The sequence below is a fragment of the Devosia sp. LC5 genome, from assembly GCF_000735585.1.
Lineage (GTDB): Bacteria > Pseudomonadota > Alphaproteobacteria > Rhizobiales > Devosiaceae > Devosia.
The window spans coordinates 1-16,887 of record NZ_JNNO01000003.1; the positions used below are offsets into that span (position 1 = coordinate 1).

A 16,887-nucleotide genomic window follows, 5' to 3' on the forward strand; every position below is an offset into this window, starting at 1 on the left:
CCTGGCCGGGGCGGCCGTGGCCGACGGGGCAGGCGAATCTCTTGGTGGGCGGTTGGAGGGGGGGAGGTTCGCGGCGGGAGGCCCCCGATCCATCCCCCTCCCCCTGGAGGGGGGGGCTAGGGTGGGGGTGCTGCGGCTACCTCCCGTTCGATATCTGCGGAGGCTTCAGCACCCCCACCCTCAATCCCTCCCCTCAAGGGGGAGGGAGGCGGATCGTGGCTCTCCGTTCTCAAAACAAATAATGGATATGCAGCTTGCCGCTATGCGGCGAGGTTTCGATGTGACAGCGGATGCCGAAAACCTCACGCAGCAGGTCTTGGGTCAGCACCTCTTCGGGCGTGCCGAGGGCGACGAGCTTGCCCTTGTTCATCACCGCCAGCCGGTCGCAGAACATGGCGGCGTGGTTGAGATCGTGCAGGGCCACGATGCTGGTGACGGGCAGGCCCGCAACGAGTTTGAGGATTTCGATCTGGTGCTGGATATCGAGGTGATTGGTCGGCTCGTCGAGGATGATCTCGGTGGGCGCCTGGGCCAGGGCACGGGCGATATGCACGCGCTGGCGCTCGCCGCCCGATAGCGTCTGCCAGAACTGGCCGCGTCGCTCGGTGAGACCGACACGGCCCAAGGCGGTCTCGACCGCCGTGTCATCGGCCATGGTCCAGGGCGACAGCGCCGAGCGATGCGGTGTGCGGCCCAGCCGGACCACATCGAGCACGGTGACATTGGCGTCGGTATTGGCATGCTGCTCGACCAGGGCAACGCGGCGGGCCAGCGTGCGCCTTCCGATCCGGCCCAAATCCATGCCGTCCAGCGTGACTTGCCCGCCATGGGCGCGCCGCAGCCCGGCCAAAAGCCGCAGCAGCGAGGATTTTCCCGAGCCGTTCGGGCCAAGCAGGCCCAGCATCTTGCCGGGCTCCGCGGCCAGCGAGACATCGTCCACGATAATGGTCTTGCCCGCCTTCCAGCTGAGATTTTCTGCCCTGATCGTCATACTGCCCGCCGTGCCCGATAGAGAATGACCGAAAAGAACGGCACCCCGATCAGCGCCGTGACCACCCCGATGGGCAGAATCTGCTGGGGCAGGATGACCCGCGAGACGATGTCGGCCAGGACCATGAAAATGGCCCCGGCGGCGACACAGGCTGGTAAGAGCCGCAAATGCAACGGCCCGACAATGAAGCGCGCGGCATGGGGCACGACGAGGCCCACAAAGCCGATGGAGCCCACCATGCTGACAATGGTGGCGGTCATCATGGCGGTGACGGCGAACATGATGACCCGCACCCGGCCCACCGAAATGCCGAGCGAGGAGGCTGCATCATCGCCGAAGGCGAAGGCGTCGAGCGCGCGGGCATAATACATGCAGACGCCAAAGCCGATCAGCACCACGACCAGCACGAGCTGGAATTCGGGCCAGCGCACGCCGCCGAAACTGCCCAATAGCCAGAACATCACATCGCGCGCCTGCTGCGCATTGGCCGAGGTGCTGACAATGTAGGAGGTGAGCGCGTTGAACAATTGCGAGGCGGCCACGCCGGCCAGGATGGTGCGATCGGCCCCGCCGCGCGAACCGCTGGCCAGTAGCACCACGAAGAGAAAGGCGGCGAGCGAGCCGGCAAAGGCTCCTGCCGAGATGCTGACCGTGCCAGCGCCAAAGCCCAGTACGATGATCGCGACCGCGCCGGTGGAGGCACCAGCCGACACGCCCAGCACATAGGGTTCGGCCAGCGGATTGCGCAGCAGCGATTGGAGGATCGCGCCGCACAGCGCCAGCCCGGCGCCGCAGCAGGCCGCGACCAGGGCGCGGCTCAGCCGATAATCCCAGATCACGCTTTCATGGATGCGATCGAGCGGCACCGCGGTCCAGCCCAGGCGATTGGTGATGGCCAGATAGGTGGTATTGAGCGGGATCGGCAATTCGCCAATGCCCACGCCCGCGCCAATGGCCAGGGCCAGCAGCACCAGGGCGAGCAGAGCGAGCAGGCCCAGACCGGCCTGCCCGCCAAAATTGCGGCTGATAAAGCTCACTTGATCAGACCAAAGGCCTCAAGCTGACCGGCCAGCTCCTCGGCGCCGTAAATGGTGCGGATGGTCGGGTTCATGGCCGCGCCGTTCATCACCGCGATACGGCCCTCGCGCACGGCTTGCAGCTGGCTGACCACCGGGTCGGTGGTGACGAAGGCGCGCTTGGTCTCGGCATTGTCGAGTTCCCAGCGGTTGCGATCAAGGCTGGCTATGACCAGCACGGTGGGATTGGCCGCCATGATGCCTTCCCAGCTCACCGTCGGCCATTCGGCCTCGGTGGTGATGGCATTGTGGCCACCCAAAAGGTCCGCGATATAGCCCGAAGCGCCATTCTTGCCGCCCAGATAAGCATCGTCGGACGGGGAGGGGCTGGAGAACCAGAACACGAAGGACGGGTCGGCATCGCCGCCGGCGACGCGGGCGCGCAGGGCCGCTTCGCGGGCCTTGAACTGGGCAATCACCGCCTGGCCGCGATCGGCGACGTCGAAGATCTGGGAAAGCTCGTCGATCTCCTGATAGAGCAGATCCATGTTCCACAGCGCGTCGCGGCTGCCATAGGCGTCGCCGGTATCCTGGCGGGTATTGCAGATGCCGGGGGCCAGGTAATTGCCGATGCCCAGATTGTTCAGGTCGTCGCGCTTGGCGACCTTGCTGTCGGGGCCGAGCAGGATGGGCAATTGCGCGGCCACGAAATCGGGCTGTTCGGCCAGGATCGCTTCAAGGCTGGGCGATTCCACGGTCAGCAGCTTGACCTTTTCATTGGCCTCGGCCAGTTCGGGCAGCACCTTGGTCGGCCAGAAGGCGGTGCCAACCATGCGGTCTTCCAGACCCAGCATCAGCATGATCTCGGCGCTGTTCTGCCCCAGGGCCACAGCCCGCTCCGGCGCCTTGTCGAAGGTGACCTCGACCCCGCAATTCTCCAACGTCAGCGGATAGCTGGTCGGCGCGGCAAAGGCCGGGGCCGATAGAGCAAGCGAGAGCAGAATGCTGGAGGCGAGGTAGTTTCGCGCCTGGCCGGCGAACATGGAAGCAAGCATGAAAGATCCTATTGGCAGCAAGCCGCGCGCAGGAGGCAGCCGGCTCGCGCGCCATGTATCAAGTCATGCGGGAGAAAAACAAGAGTGTGATGATCATAATTTTTGGGTGTTGCGTGCGTCCACACAACGCGCCCACGGTGGAGGGGACGGTGCCGGCTGGATATTTCCAGATCGGCGCTAGCCTTGGCGCGCGAGCATGTTCTTGAAGGCGTAATAGGTGTCTTTCGGCAGGCGGTCGCGCGTCACCGGGTCCATGCCGACAATGCCGAATTTGGGATTATACCCTTCGGCCCATTCGAAATTGTCGATCAGGGTCCAGGCGATGTAGCCGCGCAGGTCGACGCCTTGTTTTTGGGCCTCGATCATGGCGGCGAAGTGCTTGTCGAAGAAGGCGGTGCGCCTGGTTTCGTCAGTTTCCGAAATGCCGTTTTCGGTGACATAGATGGGCAGGCCCGGATAACGCTTTGACGCGCGGACGAGGAATTCGGTCAGCGCCTCGGGGATGATTTCCCAGCCCAGATCGGATTTTTCCAGCGGCCCGCGCGATTGGGTGAAGGGGAAGACCGGCACGCTCGGATCGGCCTTGTAGAGCGAGCGCGTATAGTAATTGATGCCGATCCAGTCGAGTTTCTGGTTGAGGGTCGTCATGTCATCCCGCCAGTTTTTCGGCAGATGCGGCTCAAGGATATTGGTGACCTTTTCGGGATAGCTGCCCTTGAGTACGCCATCGAGGAAGAACTGGTTGAAGATGGCGTCGCCCAATGCGGCCGCTTCGATGTCCTCGGGTGTATCGCTGGCCGGATCGCATTTTTCCATGTTCACCACGATGCCCAGCTTGTCCTTGAAGCCGGCCTCGCGCATCGCCTTGATGCCCATGCCATGGGCCAGCAGCACATGATGCATGGCGCGGGCGGCGGCGCGCACATCGCGATAACCGGGCGCATGAATGCCCAGGAAATGGCTGAGCACGGTGATGCACCACGGCTCGTTGAAGGTGGCAATGCTGGTCAGCCGGTCGCCAAATTTCTGCGCTGCGATGGCTGCGTAATCGGCGAAGGCCTTGGCGGTGTCGCGGTTCATCCAGCCGCCGCGATCCTGCAAGGCGCTGGGCAGATCCCAGTGATAAAGGGTGGCGAGCGGCTTGATGCCGCGCTCCAGCATGCCATCGATCAGCCGGTCGTAGAAGTCGAAGCCCGCCGGATTGAGCGCGCCCGTCCCCTCGGGGATCAGCCGAGGCCAGGAAAAGGAAAAGCGATAGGCGCCAAAGCCGCCGTCGCGGATCAGGTCGAGGTCTTCCGGCCAGCGATTGTAATGATCGCAGGCGATCATGCCGTTATCGGCATTTTTGATATTGCCCGGGGTGGCGGCAAAGGTGTCCCAGATGGAGGGGCCGCGGCCATCCTGCTGCCCGCCCTCGATCTGGTGGGCGGCCATGGCGACGCCGAACAGGAAATCGGGGCCGAAATCGGCGCGCTTGTGTGAAAACATGGTCTTTTCGTCCTTATCCGGCCGGCGGCTTTCAAGGTGATCTGCCCGCTGCAGCAGGGATCACATCTAGAAGTATGACATACTATGAATTTACGATCTGTCCAGCGATCTCAACGCTTGAGGCGGCGATAACGCTTCTGGCTGCCGAGCAAATGATCCCGCATCGCAGCGCGCGCCGCTTCGGGTTCCTGGTCGGCGATGGCCTCAAGGATTCGCTCATGCTCGGCCAAAACACCCTGCAGATAGCTCTCGTCATTGGCGCTGGGCAGGGTGGGGAATTGCCCGCGCGGAATCGCGCGCTTGCCGAAGCGGGTGAGCGTATCGGCGAAGTAGAAATTATTGGTGGCCTGGGCAATGGCCAGATGAAAGGCGAAGTCGGCGTCGATCGTGTCGCTGCCGGCCTCGATCTGGTTGGCCATGTCCTGATTGGCGGTGCGGATGGCTTCTTCCTGTTGCGCGGAGCGGCGATGGGCGGCAATGGCCGCCGCTTCGGTCTCGACGGCAATGCGAAACTCCAGCATTTCCAGCGTTTGCGGGATGCTCTGGATTTCGCGCGGGGTCAGCACAATGGCCGGGGTCTGGGAACTGTCGGTGACGAACATGCCCTTGCCCTGAATGGGCGTGACGAGCCCCGCCGCCCGCAATTCGGTGATCGCCTCGCGCACCACAGTGCGGCTCACCGAGAATTGCGCTTCCAATTGCGGCTCGGTGGGTAATTGTGCGCCCACGGGCAATGCCCCCGCCTCGATCTGCTGGCGCAGTGTATCGACCAGCGTCTGCGCCATGCGTGGCCGCCGCCTTGTTGCCGTTCTGTCCATCTCGACCCTCCCCGTCGCTCGGAGGACCTTTTAGCACAGCACTCTTGCCATTTCCTGCAAAAGCCGTAATCATAATACGAGATACAACCGACATATTATGTTGGTGTGGTATTCACGGAGGAAATCAATGAAGCATTTTTGTTCCCGCCTGGCGGCGGGCGTGGCGCTTGCCGCCATGATCGCCACGGCGCCGGCGGCCTTCGCCGCGACGCCCAATGACCAATTGGTCATCGGCACCTCGCTGGCCCAGGTCCTGTCGCTCGACCCCCAGCAAGGCACCGAGGTCAAGACCCAGGAAATCCTGGCCAATACCTATGACCGGCTGGTGTTTTCCGACCAGGCCGACGGCAACACCATCAAACCGCAGCTGGCCGAAAGCTGGGATATCGACGAGACCGGCATCACCTTCCATCTGCGCGAGGCCAAATTCGCCTCGGGCAATCCGGTGACCGCCAATGACGTGGTATTCTCGCTGGTGCGGCTGATGAAGCTGGACCAATCCTCGGCCACCAATTTCAAGACGGCTGGTTATTCCGCCGACAACATCGAGTCCATGGTTTCGGCCATAGACGAGAAGACCTTCCGCATCGAATTCACCGATCAGGTCATCCCCGAGGCGCTGCTGTACCGGCTGGCCATGGGCGTTTCCAGCGTCGTCGACAGCGTCGAAGTGCAAAAGCACGTCAGCAATGACGATTATGGCAATGAATGGCTGCGCACCAATACGGCCGGTTCGGGCCCCTATGTGCTGCGCCGCTGGACGCCCAATGACATCGTCATGCTGGAAGCCAATGAGCAATTCTGGGGCGAAGCGCCGGCCATCCGCCGCGTGCTGATGCGCCACGTGCCCGAAAGCCAGGCCGCCCGCCTGATGCTCGAGCGCGGCGATATCGATATCGCCAATGCCCTGACCGCTTCGGATGTGCGTACCTTTGAAAACCAGGACGGCTTCGTCATCGATCAGGTCAAGACCGGCGGCTATTACGTGCTGGCGATGAATGCCGGCAAAGAGCCGCTGAGCAATCCGCTGGTGCGCGAAGCCATTGCCTATGGCATCGACTACAAGGGCATTGCCGACACCATTCTGGGTTCCTATGGCCGCGTACGCAACGTGCCGGTGCCGGAAGACTGGCTGGGTGCTATCCCAAACCCCGATTGGTCGCTGCAACCCGAAAAGGCCAAGGCATTGCTGGCCGAGGCTGGCTATCCCAATGGTTTCGAGCTGACGCTCAAGACCATTGCGCAGACGCCGCGCGTGGATATGGCCACCGCCATCCAGGCCAGCCTTGCCGAAATCGGCATCACCGTGAGCATCCAGCAGGGCAATGGCGCCGATATCGTTGCTTCGCACCGGGCGCGTGATTTCGACCTGCTGATCCCCCAGACCGGCTCGTTCATGCCGACGGCTCTGGGTTCGCTGGACAATTTTGCCTCCAACCCGGACAATTCGCTGGAAGCCAATAATGCCGGCAATTTCGTGTGGCGCTCGGCCTGGGACATTCCCGAGCTCAACGCCCTGCGGGTGGAAGCCAATAGCGAACGCGACGACGACAAGCGCCTCGCCTTGATCCAGCAGATCCAGGAATTGTTCATCGAGCAGAAGCCGGCCGTGCTGCCTATGTTCGAGCGCTTCGAGCCCATCGTGGTCAATGCCCGTGTGGAGGGCTATGTCGGCCATCCCTGGTCGCTGACCCGCGTCGAAGGCGTCAGCAAGACCGACGCGCAGTAAGCCGGACGGGCCGCCCCAAGAGAGGCGGCCCATTTGGCCCAGAGCGCTGGCCGGTGCTCCCGACCGGCCGGCGCCAGTTCCCCGATCTACCGCCCGACCTGGCCCACGGAATTGCGCACGATCAACTCGCTGCGCAGCAGCACCTGTTTGCGCTCGACGCTTTTGCCCTGCAGCAGCGCCAGCAGCAGGTCCATGGCTTCCTCGCCGATCTTGAGGCGGGGTTGCTTCATCGTGGTCAGCGAAGGGGAGACGAAGCTGGCAAAGGTGATGTCGTCAAAGCCCATCACCGAAAACTGGCGCGGCAGTTCATAGCGCCGGGCGGTCAGTGCGATGATGACGCCCAGCGCAGTGACGTCATTGACGCATAAAAACGCGGTGGGCAGCACGTCGCGCACGAACATATGCTCGGTGGCGGCGCGGCCGCTTTCGGTGGTGCCGTCGCCATCGAGGATCAGCCGAGGATCGATGGCGATGCCATGGCCCTCGAGTGCGGCGCGGTAGCCCTTTTCACGCAGGATATTGACCGCCTTGCTCGTCGATCGCCCGATAAAGGCGATGCGGCGATGGCCCTGGGAAATCAGATGCTCGGCGGCGATGCGCGAACCCTCGAAATTGTCGACGCCGACAAAGGGCACGTCGCTATTGGAGACCGGCTCATTGACCGCCACCATGGGCGGCAGGCGGGATTCCCCGGCATCATTGCCATAGCCATAGGGCAGGTGGCCGGTGAACAGGATCAGCCCATCGGCCTGGTTGGAGCTGATGAAACGCAGGTAATCGGCCTCGCGCGCCGGATCGTTCTGGGTATTGCCGATCAGCACGCCATAACCGCGCTTGCTGGCCTCGGTTTCGAGCCCCACCAGGATATTGGAGAAGTTCGGGTCGCCCACATCGGGCGCCAGAATCAGGATCATGTTGGAGCGGCGCATGCGCAACGAGCGCGCCATGGCATTGGTGGTGTAGCCGGTCTGGGCGATGGCCTCGGTGACGCGGCGGCGCGTTTCGTCGGCCACCTTGGTGGGCTCGTTGATGGCGCGGCTGACCGTGGCGATCGACACGCCGGCAATCGCCGCAACGTCTTCTATCGTGGCCAGCTTCTGGTGCTGCAATTGGCGCTCCGCCCCGCGCGATCCGGCTTGGGCGTCCCGCTTTGCTGCCTTTAGCAGAAGGCGCGGGTTCCGCCATATCCGTCGGCAAGGCTTATACACTTTTCTGCCTGTGTAAACCTTTACATCAATCATGAAAACCTTTACATCACTGTTCACGGAACGAAGAGCGGGGGCAACCTGCCGCGTTTTCATGGGGGAGATGCCACGATGAACAGTGCCGCAGGCACGCCAATGCAGGCCATTCTGTCAGCGCACAGGATTTCCAAGTCGTTCGGCGAAATCCCGGTGCTGTTCAGTGTCGATTTCGACATCAAGCCGGGCGAAGTGCACGCCATTATCGGCGAGAACGGCGCGGGCAAATCCACCCTGATCAAGATTTTGTCGGGCATCGAACAGCCCACCTCCGGCACGATCAGCTATGACGGCCAGACCGTGACGCTGCCGCCCAATGGCGAGGCTGAGGCGCTGGGCATCGTGCTGATCCACCAGGAACTCAATCTGGCCGAGCACCTGACCGTGGCGGATTCGATCTTTCTCGGCCGCGAACTGAAGAAATTCGGCTTTCTCGACCTGGGCGAAATGCGCAAGCGCGCCGTCGCCGTGATGGAGCGGCTGCATGTGCATGTCGATCCCGATGCGCGCATCAATACGCTGTCGGTGGCCGACAAGCAGATGGTTGAAATCGCCAAGGCCATCAGCCGCGATGCGCGCGTGCTGATCATGGACGAGCCGACCGCCGTGCTGTCGGTGGGGGAAACAGAGACCCTGTTCGAGCAAATCCGGCGGCTGACAGCGCGCGGCGTGGCGGTGATTTTCATCTCGCACAAGCTCGACGAGATCATGGAGCTGGCCCAGCGCGTCACCGTGCTGCGCGACGGGCAATTGATCGCAACGGTCGGCACCGAAGCGCTGACGCCCGATTCCATTGCCCAGATGATGGTGGGGCGCGAATTGTCCAACCTGTTCCCGCCCAAGCACGAGCCCGATGTCGATGCGCCGGTGGTGCTGTCGGTGCGCGGGCTCAAGGCGCCGGGCGTCAAGGACATTTCCTTCGATCTGCGCAAGGGCGAAATCCTGGGCTTTGCCGGGCTGATCGGCTCGGGCCGCACCGCGGTGGCCGAGGCCATTGTCGGGCTGACGCATAAAAGCGAGGGCGAGGTTTCCGTTGCCGGCAAAGGCGCCAATTTCGCCCATGTGGGGCAATCGGTCGGCGCGGGGCTCGCCTATATGACCAAGGACCGCAAGGGCCGGGGGCTGTTGCTCAATGTGGGCCTGCAGCCGAACCTGACGCTGCTGACGCTCAAAAAGCACCTCAAAGGCATATTCCTCGACAGCAATAGCGAGGCCAAGGCGCTGGAGCGCGCCGTGCGCCGCTTCGATATTCGGGCCCGCGACGCCTCGGTGCGGGTGGGTCAGCTGTCGGGCGGCAATCAGCAGAAGCTGATGCTGGGCAAGATGATGGAAAGCGAGCCGGACATCATCATCATGGATGAGCCGACCCGCGGCATCGATGTGGGCACCAAGCAGCAAATCTATCACATCATCGCGGCACTGGCCGCCGAGGGCAAATCCATCATCGTTATCTCTTCGGAGATGCAGGAGGTGATCGGGCTGAGCCATCGCGTGCTGGTGATGCGGGAGGGGCGCCTGGCGGGCAGGCTCGAAGGCGCCGAAATCGTGGAAGCAGAAATCATGCGGTACGCCGCAGGCATCAAGCAGGGTGGGGATGATGAGCGTATCAACGCATGAGGCAGCCAAGCCGGTCAAAGGCTTGCGCATCGACTTCAAGACATTGGGGCCGCTGCTGGCGCTCGTCCTGCTGGTGATCCTGGGCTATTCGCTCAATCCCGCCTTTCTCAACGAAGGCAATGTCACCAATATCCTGACCCGCTCGGCCTTTATCGGCATTATCGCGGTGGGGGCCACTTTCGTCATCACCGCCGGCGGCATCGATCTGTCGGTGGGCTCGATGGCGGCGTTCATCGCCGGCGTCATGATCATCGTCATGAACTGGGCCGTGGGCTCGATGGGCGCCTCGATCTGGACCGTGCTGATCGGCGTCGGCTGTTCGCTGATCCTGGGCGTGGGGGCGGGGTTCATCAATGGCTTTTTGACCACCAAGGCCAAGATCGAGGCCTTTATCGTGACGCTGGGCACCATGGGCATCTACCGCTCTCTGGTGACCTATTTCGCCGATGGCGGCACGCTGTCGCTGGCCTCGGGCGCCCGCGATATCTATCGCCCGGTCTATTATGACAGCTTCCTGCGCATCCCCATTCCGGTCTGGGTGTTCATCTTCGTGGCTATTATCGGCTGGGTGCTGATGAATCGCACTGCCTTTGGCCGCTATTGCATGGCTATCGGCTCCAACGAGCATGTGGCGCGCTATTCGGCCATCAAGGTCGATCGCGTCCGCACCGCGACTTTCGTGCTGCAGGGGCTGTGCGTGTCGCTGGCCACCATCATCTATGTGCCGCGTCTGGGCTCGGCTTCGTCGGCGACGGGCGTGCTGTGGGAACTGGAGGCCATTGCCGCGGTGATCATCGGCGGCACCATGCTCAAGGGCGGCTTCGGGCGTATCGGGGGCACCGTCATCGGCGCGCTGATCCTCACCGCCATCGGCAATATTCTCAATCTCACCGAGATCATCTCCAACTACCTCAATGGGGCAGTGCAGGGCGTGATCATCGTGGCGGCGGTCTATCTGCAGCGCGGCTCGCTCCGCACCAGGCGGAAGAAGGCTGAATAAGCAATTCACGCCTTTGCAAGGGGCGGGATCACCGGCGCCATTTTGCGGCGCCAAACATTGGTAGGGAGGACTTTTAGATATGTCTTTGAAGGCAATCGCACTGGGCTTATTGGCCACCAGCGCGCTGGTCGGAGCGGCCGTCGCGCAGGACCAGATCAAGATCGGCGTTTCCATTCCAGCTGCCACCCATGGCTTCATGGGCGGGCTGAACTGGCACGCCGCCGAAGCGGAAAAGCGCCTTGAGGCCGCTAATCCCAATATCGACATCATCATCGTGACGGCCGACGGCCCGGCCGATCAGGCCAGCGACCTGGAAGACCTGGTTTCGGTGCACCAGATCCAGGCGCTGGTGGTGTTGCCGTTTGAATCCGAACCGCTGACCGAGCCGGTCCGCGCTGTCGCCGATACCGGTGCCTTCATCACCGTGGTCGACCGTGGCCTGACCGACCCGTCCATCCAGGACGTCTATGTTTCGGGCAACAACACCGAAATGGGCGTGAACTCCGCCGAATACATGAAGACCCGTCTGGGTGAGGGCGACAACATCGTCATCCTGCGCGGTATTCCCACCGTGCTCGACACCGAACGCTTCGACGCTTTCATGGGCGCCATCGAAGGTTCGGGCATCAACGTGCTCGACAACAAGTTCGCCAACTGGAACCGCGACGACGGCTTCGAAGTGATGCAGGACTTCCTGGCTCGCTTCCCCGATATCGACGGCGTCTGGGCACAGGATGACGACATCACCCTGGGCGTGGTCGAGGCCATCAAGCAGGCCGGGCGCGAAAGCGAAATGTTCGTGGTCGGCGGCGCCGGCATGAAGGAAATCGTCAAGGGCGTGATGGATGGCGACGCATTGGTCCCCGTCGATGTGCTCTATCCGCCGGCCCAGATCGCCACGGCCATGGACGTGACGGTCAACCACTTCATCTCCAATGGCCCGGTCACTGGCAGCTATATCCTGGGTTCGCCACTGATCACCCAGGAAAACGCCGAGCAGTTCTACTTCCCGGACAGCCCGTTCTAAGTTTTTTGCAATACGCAAAGGGGCGCTCAGGCGCCCCTTTTTTGTGCCTATGGCAGGGTGGGCGAAGAGCCCTTGTTTTTCGTGGTGGTCGCCGGGCGCGTCGCAACCACGGTTCTCCCTCGGGCTTGACCCGAGGGCCTTTTTCAACCCGGCGCGAACGGCGAGTGGCCCTCGGGTCAGGCCCGAGGGAGATGCGGTGGTTGGGAGGCGTTGGTGCCTCGATCTGCTGGCGATAATCAGATGTGGTGGTTAGGAGGGCTGTGCCTTACTCCGGCAAGTACGCGTTGCTGTAGTACGGCCCAAAATCGGGCCGTTCCGCCACGACAGCGCCATCGGCGTCGCGCAGGATCCCGGCCTTGAACAGATAGTCCCCGGTGGCTTCCATTTTGGCCGGGTCGATCGTGCCGATTACCCCATCGGCGGTTTGCAGGTAATGGCCGTCAATCAGCGCCTGCAACGACGCGCGGATCAGGGGGCGGTCGAGCATGCCTTCATTGGCCGCCAGCAGGATGTCGGTTGCTTCATCGGGATGCTCGACGGCAAAGGCGAAGCCGCGCTGGGTCGCCGCCATGAAAGCCGCGGCGGTTTGGGGATTGGCGTCGAGATAGGCCTGGCTCGAGCCGATAAAGGTGGTGTGCTGGTCCGGCACGCCGAAGTCGGCATAGCGGAAGGCGCGTTGTGCCACGTTTTCGAGCTCAGCCTTGACCCCTTCCCAGGTATAGACTTCGAGCGTGAAATCGACCGCGCCATTGGCCAGCGCCTCATAGGCCGAAGTGCCCAAGGTCACGGTTTCGAACTCGCCCTTGCCGCCATCGTGGCGGATGATGTTGCCGATCAGCGCATTTTCCCAGTCGCTGCCAAAGCCGCCATAGGTGAGGCCGTCTAGGTCTTTGGGGGTCTGGATATCGGTGCGATCATCATAGAACACCAGCCGGCCGGTCTCGGTTTGCACCACAGCATAAGTGGCCACCAGATCGGCGCCCGCAGTGCGCTGCGTCATCAGCGATATGGTGCCGAAAATACCGAAATCGGCGACGTGATTGGCCACCAGCGCACCGGCCGAGGTGTCGCTATAGGGCAGGATATCCACGTCCAGCCCGGCCTCGGCGTAGAAGCCCTTGGCTTGAGCCACATAGAGGCCGATGTGATTGGTATTGGGCGTCCAGTCGAGCGCCATGGTGACCTTTCGCGTCTGGGCCAAAGCGGGTGTGGCGATCAGGCTTGTTGCAAGCATGGCGGCGAAAAAACTGCGGCGGGAAAGCATGGTCACGTCTCCGATGGGGGATTGAGCAGGGTTTCTAGAATGTCGGCCTCGATGGCGCTGGCCTCGGGCGAGGCCAGGTCGCGGCGCGGGCGGGAGAGGGGCACGATGATTTCGCGCAGCACCCGGGCCGGGCGCTCGGTCAGCACATAGATGCGATCGGACAGGAAAACCGCCTCGCGCACATCATGGGTGATCAGCAGGGCGGTCCAATTGTGGTGCTCCCACATGGTTTCCAGCCACCGCTGCATGCCACTGCGGGTGAGAGCATCGAGCGCGCCGAACGGCTCGTCGAGCAGCAGCATGGCGCGATCCTGTACCACGGTGCGCAGCAAGGCCGCGCGCTGGCGCATGCCGCCGGACAATTGCGCCGGATAATGCTGCTCGAAGCCATCCAGTCCGAATTCGGCGAACAGGGGCGCAACGCGTTGGCGGGCAGAATCGCGGGCCATGCCCTGCACTTCAAGACCCAGCGTCGTATTGTCGATGATCCGCCGCCAGGGCATCAGCGCATCGCGCTGCGGCATGAAGGCGAAGGGCTGCGTCTCCTCGGCCAAGGCCGTTCCGTCGAAGAGGATCTCGCCGCCATCGGGCCGCAATCCGCCGGTCAGCAGCTTGAAAATGGTAGATTTTCCGGCGCCGGAAGGGCCGAGAATGGAGACGAATTCACCGGGCCGCACTGACAGCGAAATATCGGCCAGCACGTCGAGATCGCCAAAGCGCTTGTGCAGATTGCGCAATTCCAGCTTTGCCGCGCTCATGGCTTGCGCTCCGCGGCCAGCTTGTCCCAGGGCATGGCCAGCCGCTGGATCAGGATTGTGATGCCGAACAACACCAGCGTCAGCGTGGCGCTGATCAGCACGGCGGCCAGCACCAGATCGGGGCGGAAATTGTTCTTGGCGTTGAGGATGTAGATGCCCAGCCCCTTCGCCGCCCCGGCATATTCGGCAAAGATCGCGCCGACCACCGCATAGGTGATGGAAATGCGCAGGCCCGCGAAGAAATAGGGCAGGGACGATGGTAGCCGCGCAAGGAGAAATATGCGCATCGGGGAGGCGCCCATCGAGGCCAGCAAGGACTCGATATCCTCCTCGGTCGCCGCATAACCCTGCACCAGCGCCACCAGCATGGGAAAGAAGGTGACCAAAGCCACCAGCATGATCTTGGGCGCCAGCCCGAAGCCGAACCACAGCACGATCAGCGGGGCGATGGCGACCAGCGGCAGCGTCTGGCTGATGATGAAAACCGGAAACAGCGCCCGCCGCAGCGGTTTGAAAAAGTCGATCAGCACCGAGAAGATGAAGGCCGCAGCCAGTGAGCAGGCAAAGCCCAACAGGGTGGCGCTGATGGTGGGCAGCGTGTTCTCGAGCAGCGCGGGCCAGTTTTGTACGGCCTGAGCGATAACGCGAGATGGGGCGGGCAGGGTGGTCGGGGAAATGCCGGAGAGGCGGGCATAGGCTTCCCAGGCGAGGATCAGCGTACCGACCGAGAGCAGGGCCGGGGCGATTCTGCCGAGGCTGGACGCGATTGCGCGCGATGTGGACATGGGGGGATTTTCCGGGTGGGCGCGATATCCCAACAGACCTCATCCTGAGCTTGTCGAAGGACGAGGCCGTGGCACCATGGCGGGCACGACCTCGTGGTTCGACAGGCTCACCATGAGGTCTGCTGGGCGTGAGCTAGCGCGGGGTCGGGCTGTTGGCGGAGACCGTCAGGTCGATGGTGACGTGTCCCTCGGGCGGGCCAAACCGGCAGAGCGCTGCCTGCACCGTGGCGAAGACCGCGCCGGCGTCACCGCCCAGCTTGGTGCAGAAATTCTTGGCCCGATCGAAGGTGCCGGACTGCTTGAGGAAGTCGATGCAACCGTAGATTTCGTCCATGTGATCATTGGTATCCATCACGTAGAGCGAAAATTGCGCCGCGCTCGGCATGTCGGTCACCGGGGCTGATTGCACGGAATCCAGCGCCATTTGCTTGCGCTGCTCGAGCGGCAGCACGGGCCCGCCATATTCGGTTGTGTAGCAGACCGCATCGTCGGGCTCGCCCGGGCAGCCACGCGAAATCGTGGCATGCAGCACGCAATGCTTGCCACTTTTCGCCGCCGCGACGAACAGGTCGCGCATGGCCGGAAACAGCACTTCGGGCGCCCCGACCAACAGGGTGGAAATATCGTCGGTCTGCACCTGCAGCCGATCGCGATAGGGATCGAGCGCGCTCAGCGCGCCCAGGATGACGCCGACGAAATCGTCGGCCATAGGATAGATGGAAATTTGTGCGCCAGAATACATAGCCCCGCCTCGCTCCGCTGGTATTACCCAGATCAGCTACTAGGGTTTGAAGGCTTGCCGCCCGCGTCTCAGCCCCGGCTATACGGAGCACCCCTGTGGATGGGCGCAATCAATCAGCTTGCGGCGGCAATGGCAAGCCGGTTTGTGACGGAATTTTTCTAGCCAATAAAATGCCGCAACAGCCCCGTGGCGGCGACGGCAACCATCACCGTTGGCAGCATGGACAGGCGCGTAGCCGCCAGCAGGGTGATGGCAATGGCGACCAGATCGGCAGGATTGTTGGCGACGAAATGCGGCGCGATCACCGAAATCAGCACGCAGCCGGGCGCGGCTTCCATCAGAGCCGTGGCACGCGGGCTGAGCGTGCGATTGCGCAGCACCAGATAGCCGATGATCCTTGTGCAATAGGTGGCAGAGGCCATCAGCACGATGGTGAGGACGGTCAGGGGATCGATCATGCATCGTCTCCTGCCAGCACATAGGCTGCGATCAGGCCGGACACGGCGCCTGCCGCCACATACCAGGCGCCAGGTACGAAGAGATAGGTGAGCGCCGCGACCACCAGGCTCACCAGCCACGGCCGGGCGGCAGCAAAGCCCTTCCACATGCCGGCCATCAGCACGAGGAACACGGCCGGAAATGCCATGTCGAAGCCATAGGCTTCCACATCGCCCAGCACCGGGCCTAAAGCCGCGCCCAGCGTGGTGAAGCCGACCCAGGCGACATAGAAGACCAGCGCGGTGCCCAGGTAATAGGGCAGGCTGAATGCCGGCTGCATCCCCTGCTCGGTGCGGGCCTTGGCATCGCTGAGGCCCAGCGCCCAGCTTTCGTCGGTCATGGCGAATAGCGCCGGCAATGCCTTGCGCTTGGGCAGGTGCCGCAGGAAGGGCGCAATGGCCGCGCCCATCAGCAGATGCCGGCTATTGACCAGGAAGGTAATGGCCACGATCAGCATGATATGCGGGGGCGAAGTCCAGAGCTGGATGGCGGCAAATTCCGAGCCGCCGGCAAAGTTCAGCCCCGTCATCAACGGCACTTCGATGACGCTCAGACCCTTCTGCGCAGCCTGCGCGCCCAGCACCAGAGCATAGGGAACAATGCCGAGCAGGACCGGAATGCAGCCCTTGATGCCGCGCCAGAGTTCGGACTGAATGGGGGCTTGCTGCATGCTCGCCTCGCCTTCCATCGCGCTCATGATAGTCTCCTGCCCGGCCGGGCGGTTGCCCCAAAGGCGGCTCTTGTAATGCAGTTCGGGCGATTGGGGTGTGAAAAACGAAAAAATCGGAGCCGAAGCCCCGATTTTCCGTGTCGTGCCGATGGAGGTCAATGCACGAGGAGCGGCCGCAATGCAGCGCG

16 protein-coding genes and 1 riboswitch are annotated in these 16,887 nt (G+C 62.7%); of the genes, 4 read left to right on the plus strand and 12 right to left on the minus strand.

The window, feature by feature from the left end:
• Positions 1–229: 229 nt before the first annotated feature.
• From FF80_RS02320 to FF80_RS02340, 5 genes are all read right to left on the minus strand, one after another.
• The gene (locus FF80_RS02320; protein ID WP_035097265.1) at positions 230–991 is read right to left on the minus strand and encodes an ABC transporter ATP-binding protein; all 762 of its coding nucleotides are present in this window, start codon (positions 989–991) and stop codon (positions 230–232) included.
• Positions 988–2,019 (minus strand): iron chelate uptake ABC transporter family permease subunit, encoded by a 1,032-nt coding sequence (locus tag FF80_RS02325; protein WP_244445690.1) that lies wholly within the window; start codon positions 2,017–2,019, stop codon positions 988–990. Before FF80_RS02325 ends, FF80_RS02320 begins: the two co-directional genes overlap by 4 nt.
• Before the next feature lie 5 nt (positions 2,020–2,024).
• Positions 2,025–3,062, minus strand: a complete 1,038-nt coding sequence (locus FF80_RS02330; RefSeq protein WP_035097267.1) for an ABC transporter substrate-binding protein — start codon at positions 3,060–3,062, stop codon at positions 2,025–2,027.
• Between the two features lie 177 nt (positions 3,063–3,239).
• Positions 3,240–4,550, minus strand: coding sequence for a GH1 family beta-glucosidase (locus FF80_RS02335; protein WP_035097268.1), 1,311 nt, complete (start codon positions 4,548–4,550; stop codon positions 3,240–3,242).
• 110 nt (positions 4,551–4,660) lie between these two features.
• Positions 4,661–5,368, minus strand: a complete 708-nt coding sequence (locus FF80_RS02340; protein WP_035097269.1) for a FadR/GntR family transcriptional regulator — start codon at positions 5,366–5,368, stop codon at positions 4,661–4,663.
• A 127-nt stretch (positions 5,369–5,495) separates the two neighbouring features.
• Here FF80_RS02340 and FF80_RS02345 point away from each other — a divergent pair, with 127 nt between their 5' ends.
• Positions 5,496–7,097 (plus strand): ABC transporter substrate-binding protein, encoded by a 1,602-nt coding sequence (locus FF80_RS02345; RefSeq protein ID WP_035097270.1) that lies wholly within the window; start codon positions 5,496–5,498, stop codon positions 7,095–7,097.
• Positions 7,098–7,183: 86 nt separating this feature from the next.
• Here the strand turns inward: FF80_RS02345 and FF80_RS02350 are convergent, their stop codons facing one another.
• On the minus strand, positions 7,184–8,206 hold the full coding sequence (locus FF80_RS02350) for a LacI family DNA-binding transcriptional regulator (RefSeq protein WP_035097272.1): 1,023 nt from the start codon (positions 8,204–8,206) through the stop codon (positions 7,184–7,186).
• A gap of 207 nt (positions 8,207–8,413) precedes the next feature.
• Here FF80_RS02350 and FF80_RS02355 point away from each other — a divergent pair, with 207 nt between their 5' ends.
• From FF80_RS02355 to FF80_RS02365, 3 genes are all read left to right on the plus strand, one after another.
• Positions 8,414–9,955 carry a sugar ABC transporter ATP-binding protein gene (locus FF80_RS02355; protein ID WP_035097273.1) on the plus strand — a complete coding sequence of 514 codons (1,542 nt, stop codon included), beginning with the start codon at positions 8,414–8,416 and terminating at the stop codon, positions 9,953–9,955.
• Positions 9,933–10,955 carry an ABC transporter permease gene (locus tag FF80_RS02360; RefSeq protein WP_152558233.1) on the plus strand — a complete coding sequence of 341 codons (1,023 nt, stop codon included), beginning with the start codon at positions 9,933–9,935 and terminating at the stop codon, positions 10,953–10,955. The genes FF80_RS02355 and FF80_RS02360 overlap by 23 nt, the downstream gene beginning before the upstream one ends.
• A gap of 79 nt (positions 10,956–11,034) precedes the next feature.
• Entirely contained in the window at positions 11,035–11,982 is a 948-nt protein-coding gene (locus tag FF80_RS02365; protein ID WP_035097276.1) for a substrate-binding domain-containing protein, read from the plus strand.
• A gap of 265 nt (positions 11,983–12,247) precedes the next feature.
• Here FF80_RS02365 and FF80_RS02370 read toward each other — a convergent pair whose 3' ends face one another.
• The 6 genes from FF80_RS02370 to FF80_RS02395 form a co-directional block, all read right to left on the minus strand.
• Positions 12,248–13,252, minus strand: a complete 1,005-nt coding sequence (locus FF80_RS02370; RefSeq protein WP_035097277.1) for an ABC transporter substrate-binding protein — start codon at positions 13,250–13,252, stop codon at positions 12,248–12,250.
• A complete protein-coding gene (locus FF80_RS02375; protein ID WP_035097278.1) occupies positions 13,249–14,004 on the minus strand; it encodes an ABC transporter ATP-binding protein in 756 nt (251 codons plus the stop codon). Before FF80_RS02375 ends, FF80_RS02370 begins: the two co-directional genes overlap by 4 nt.
• A complete protein-coding gene (locus tag FF80_RS02380) occupies positions 14,001–14,789 on the minus strand; it encodes an ABC transporter permease (RefSeq protein ID WP_035097279.1) in 789 nt (262 codons plus the stop codon). Before FF80_RS02380 ends, FF80_RS02375 begins: the two co-directional genes overlap by 4 nt.
• Positions 14,790–14,922: 133 nt before the next feature.
• The gene (locus FF80_RS02385) at positions 14,923–15,531 is read right to left on the minus strand and encodes a YkoF family thiamine/hydroxymethylpyrimidine-binding protein (protein WP_035097281.1); all 609 of its coding nucleotides are present in this window, start codon (positions 15,529–15,531) and stop codon (positions 14,923–14,925) included.
• Positions 15,523–15,636, minus strand: a riboswitch (TPP riboswitch). It overlaps the preceding gene by 9 nt.
• Positions 15,637–15,689: 53 nt before the next feature.
• Entirely contained in the window at positions 15,690–15,989 is a 300-nt protein-coding gene (locus FF80_RS02390; protein ID WP_035097282.1) for an AzlD family protein, read from the minus strand.
• Positions 15,986–16,699 (minus strand): AzlC family ABC transporter permease, encoded by a 714-nt coding sequence (locus FF80_RS02395; protein ID WP_244445691.1) that lies wholly within the window; start codon positions 16,697–16,699, stop codon positions 15,986–15,988. The genes FF80_RS02390 and FF80_RS02395 overlap by 4 nt, the downstream gene beginning before the upstream one ends.
• Between the last annotated feature and the right edge of the window lie 188 nt (positions 16,700–16,887).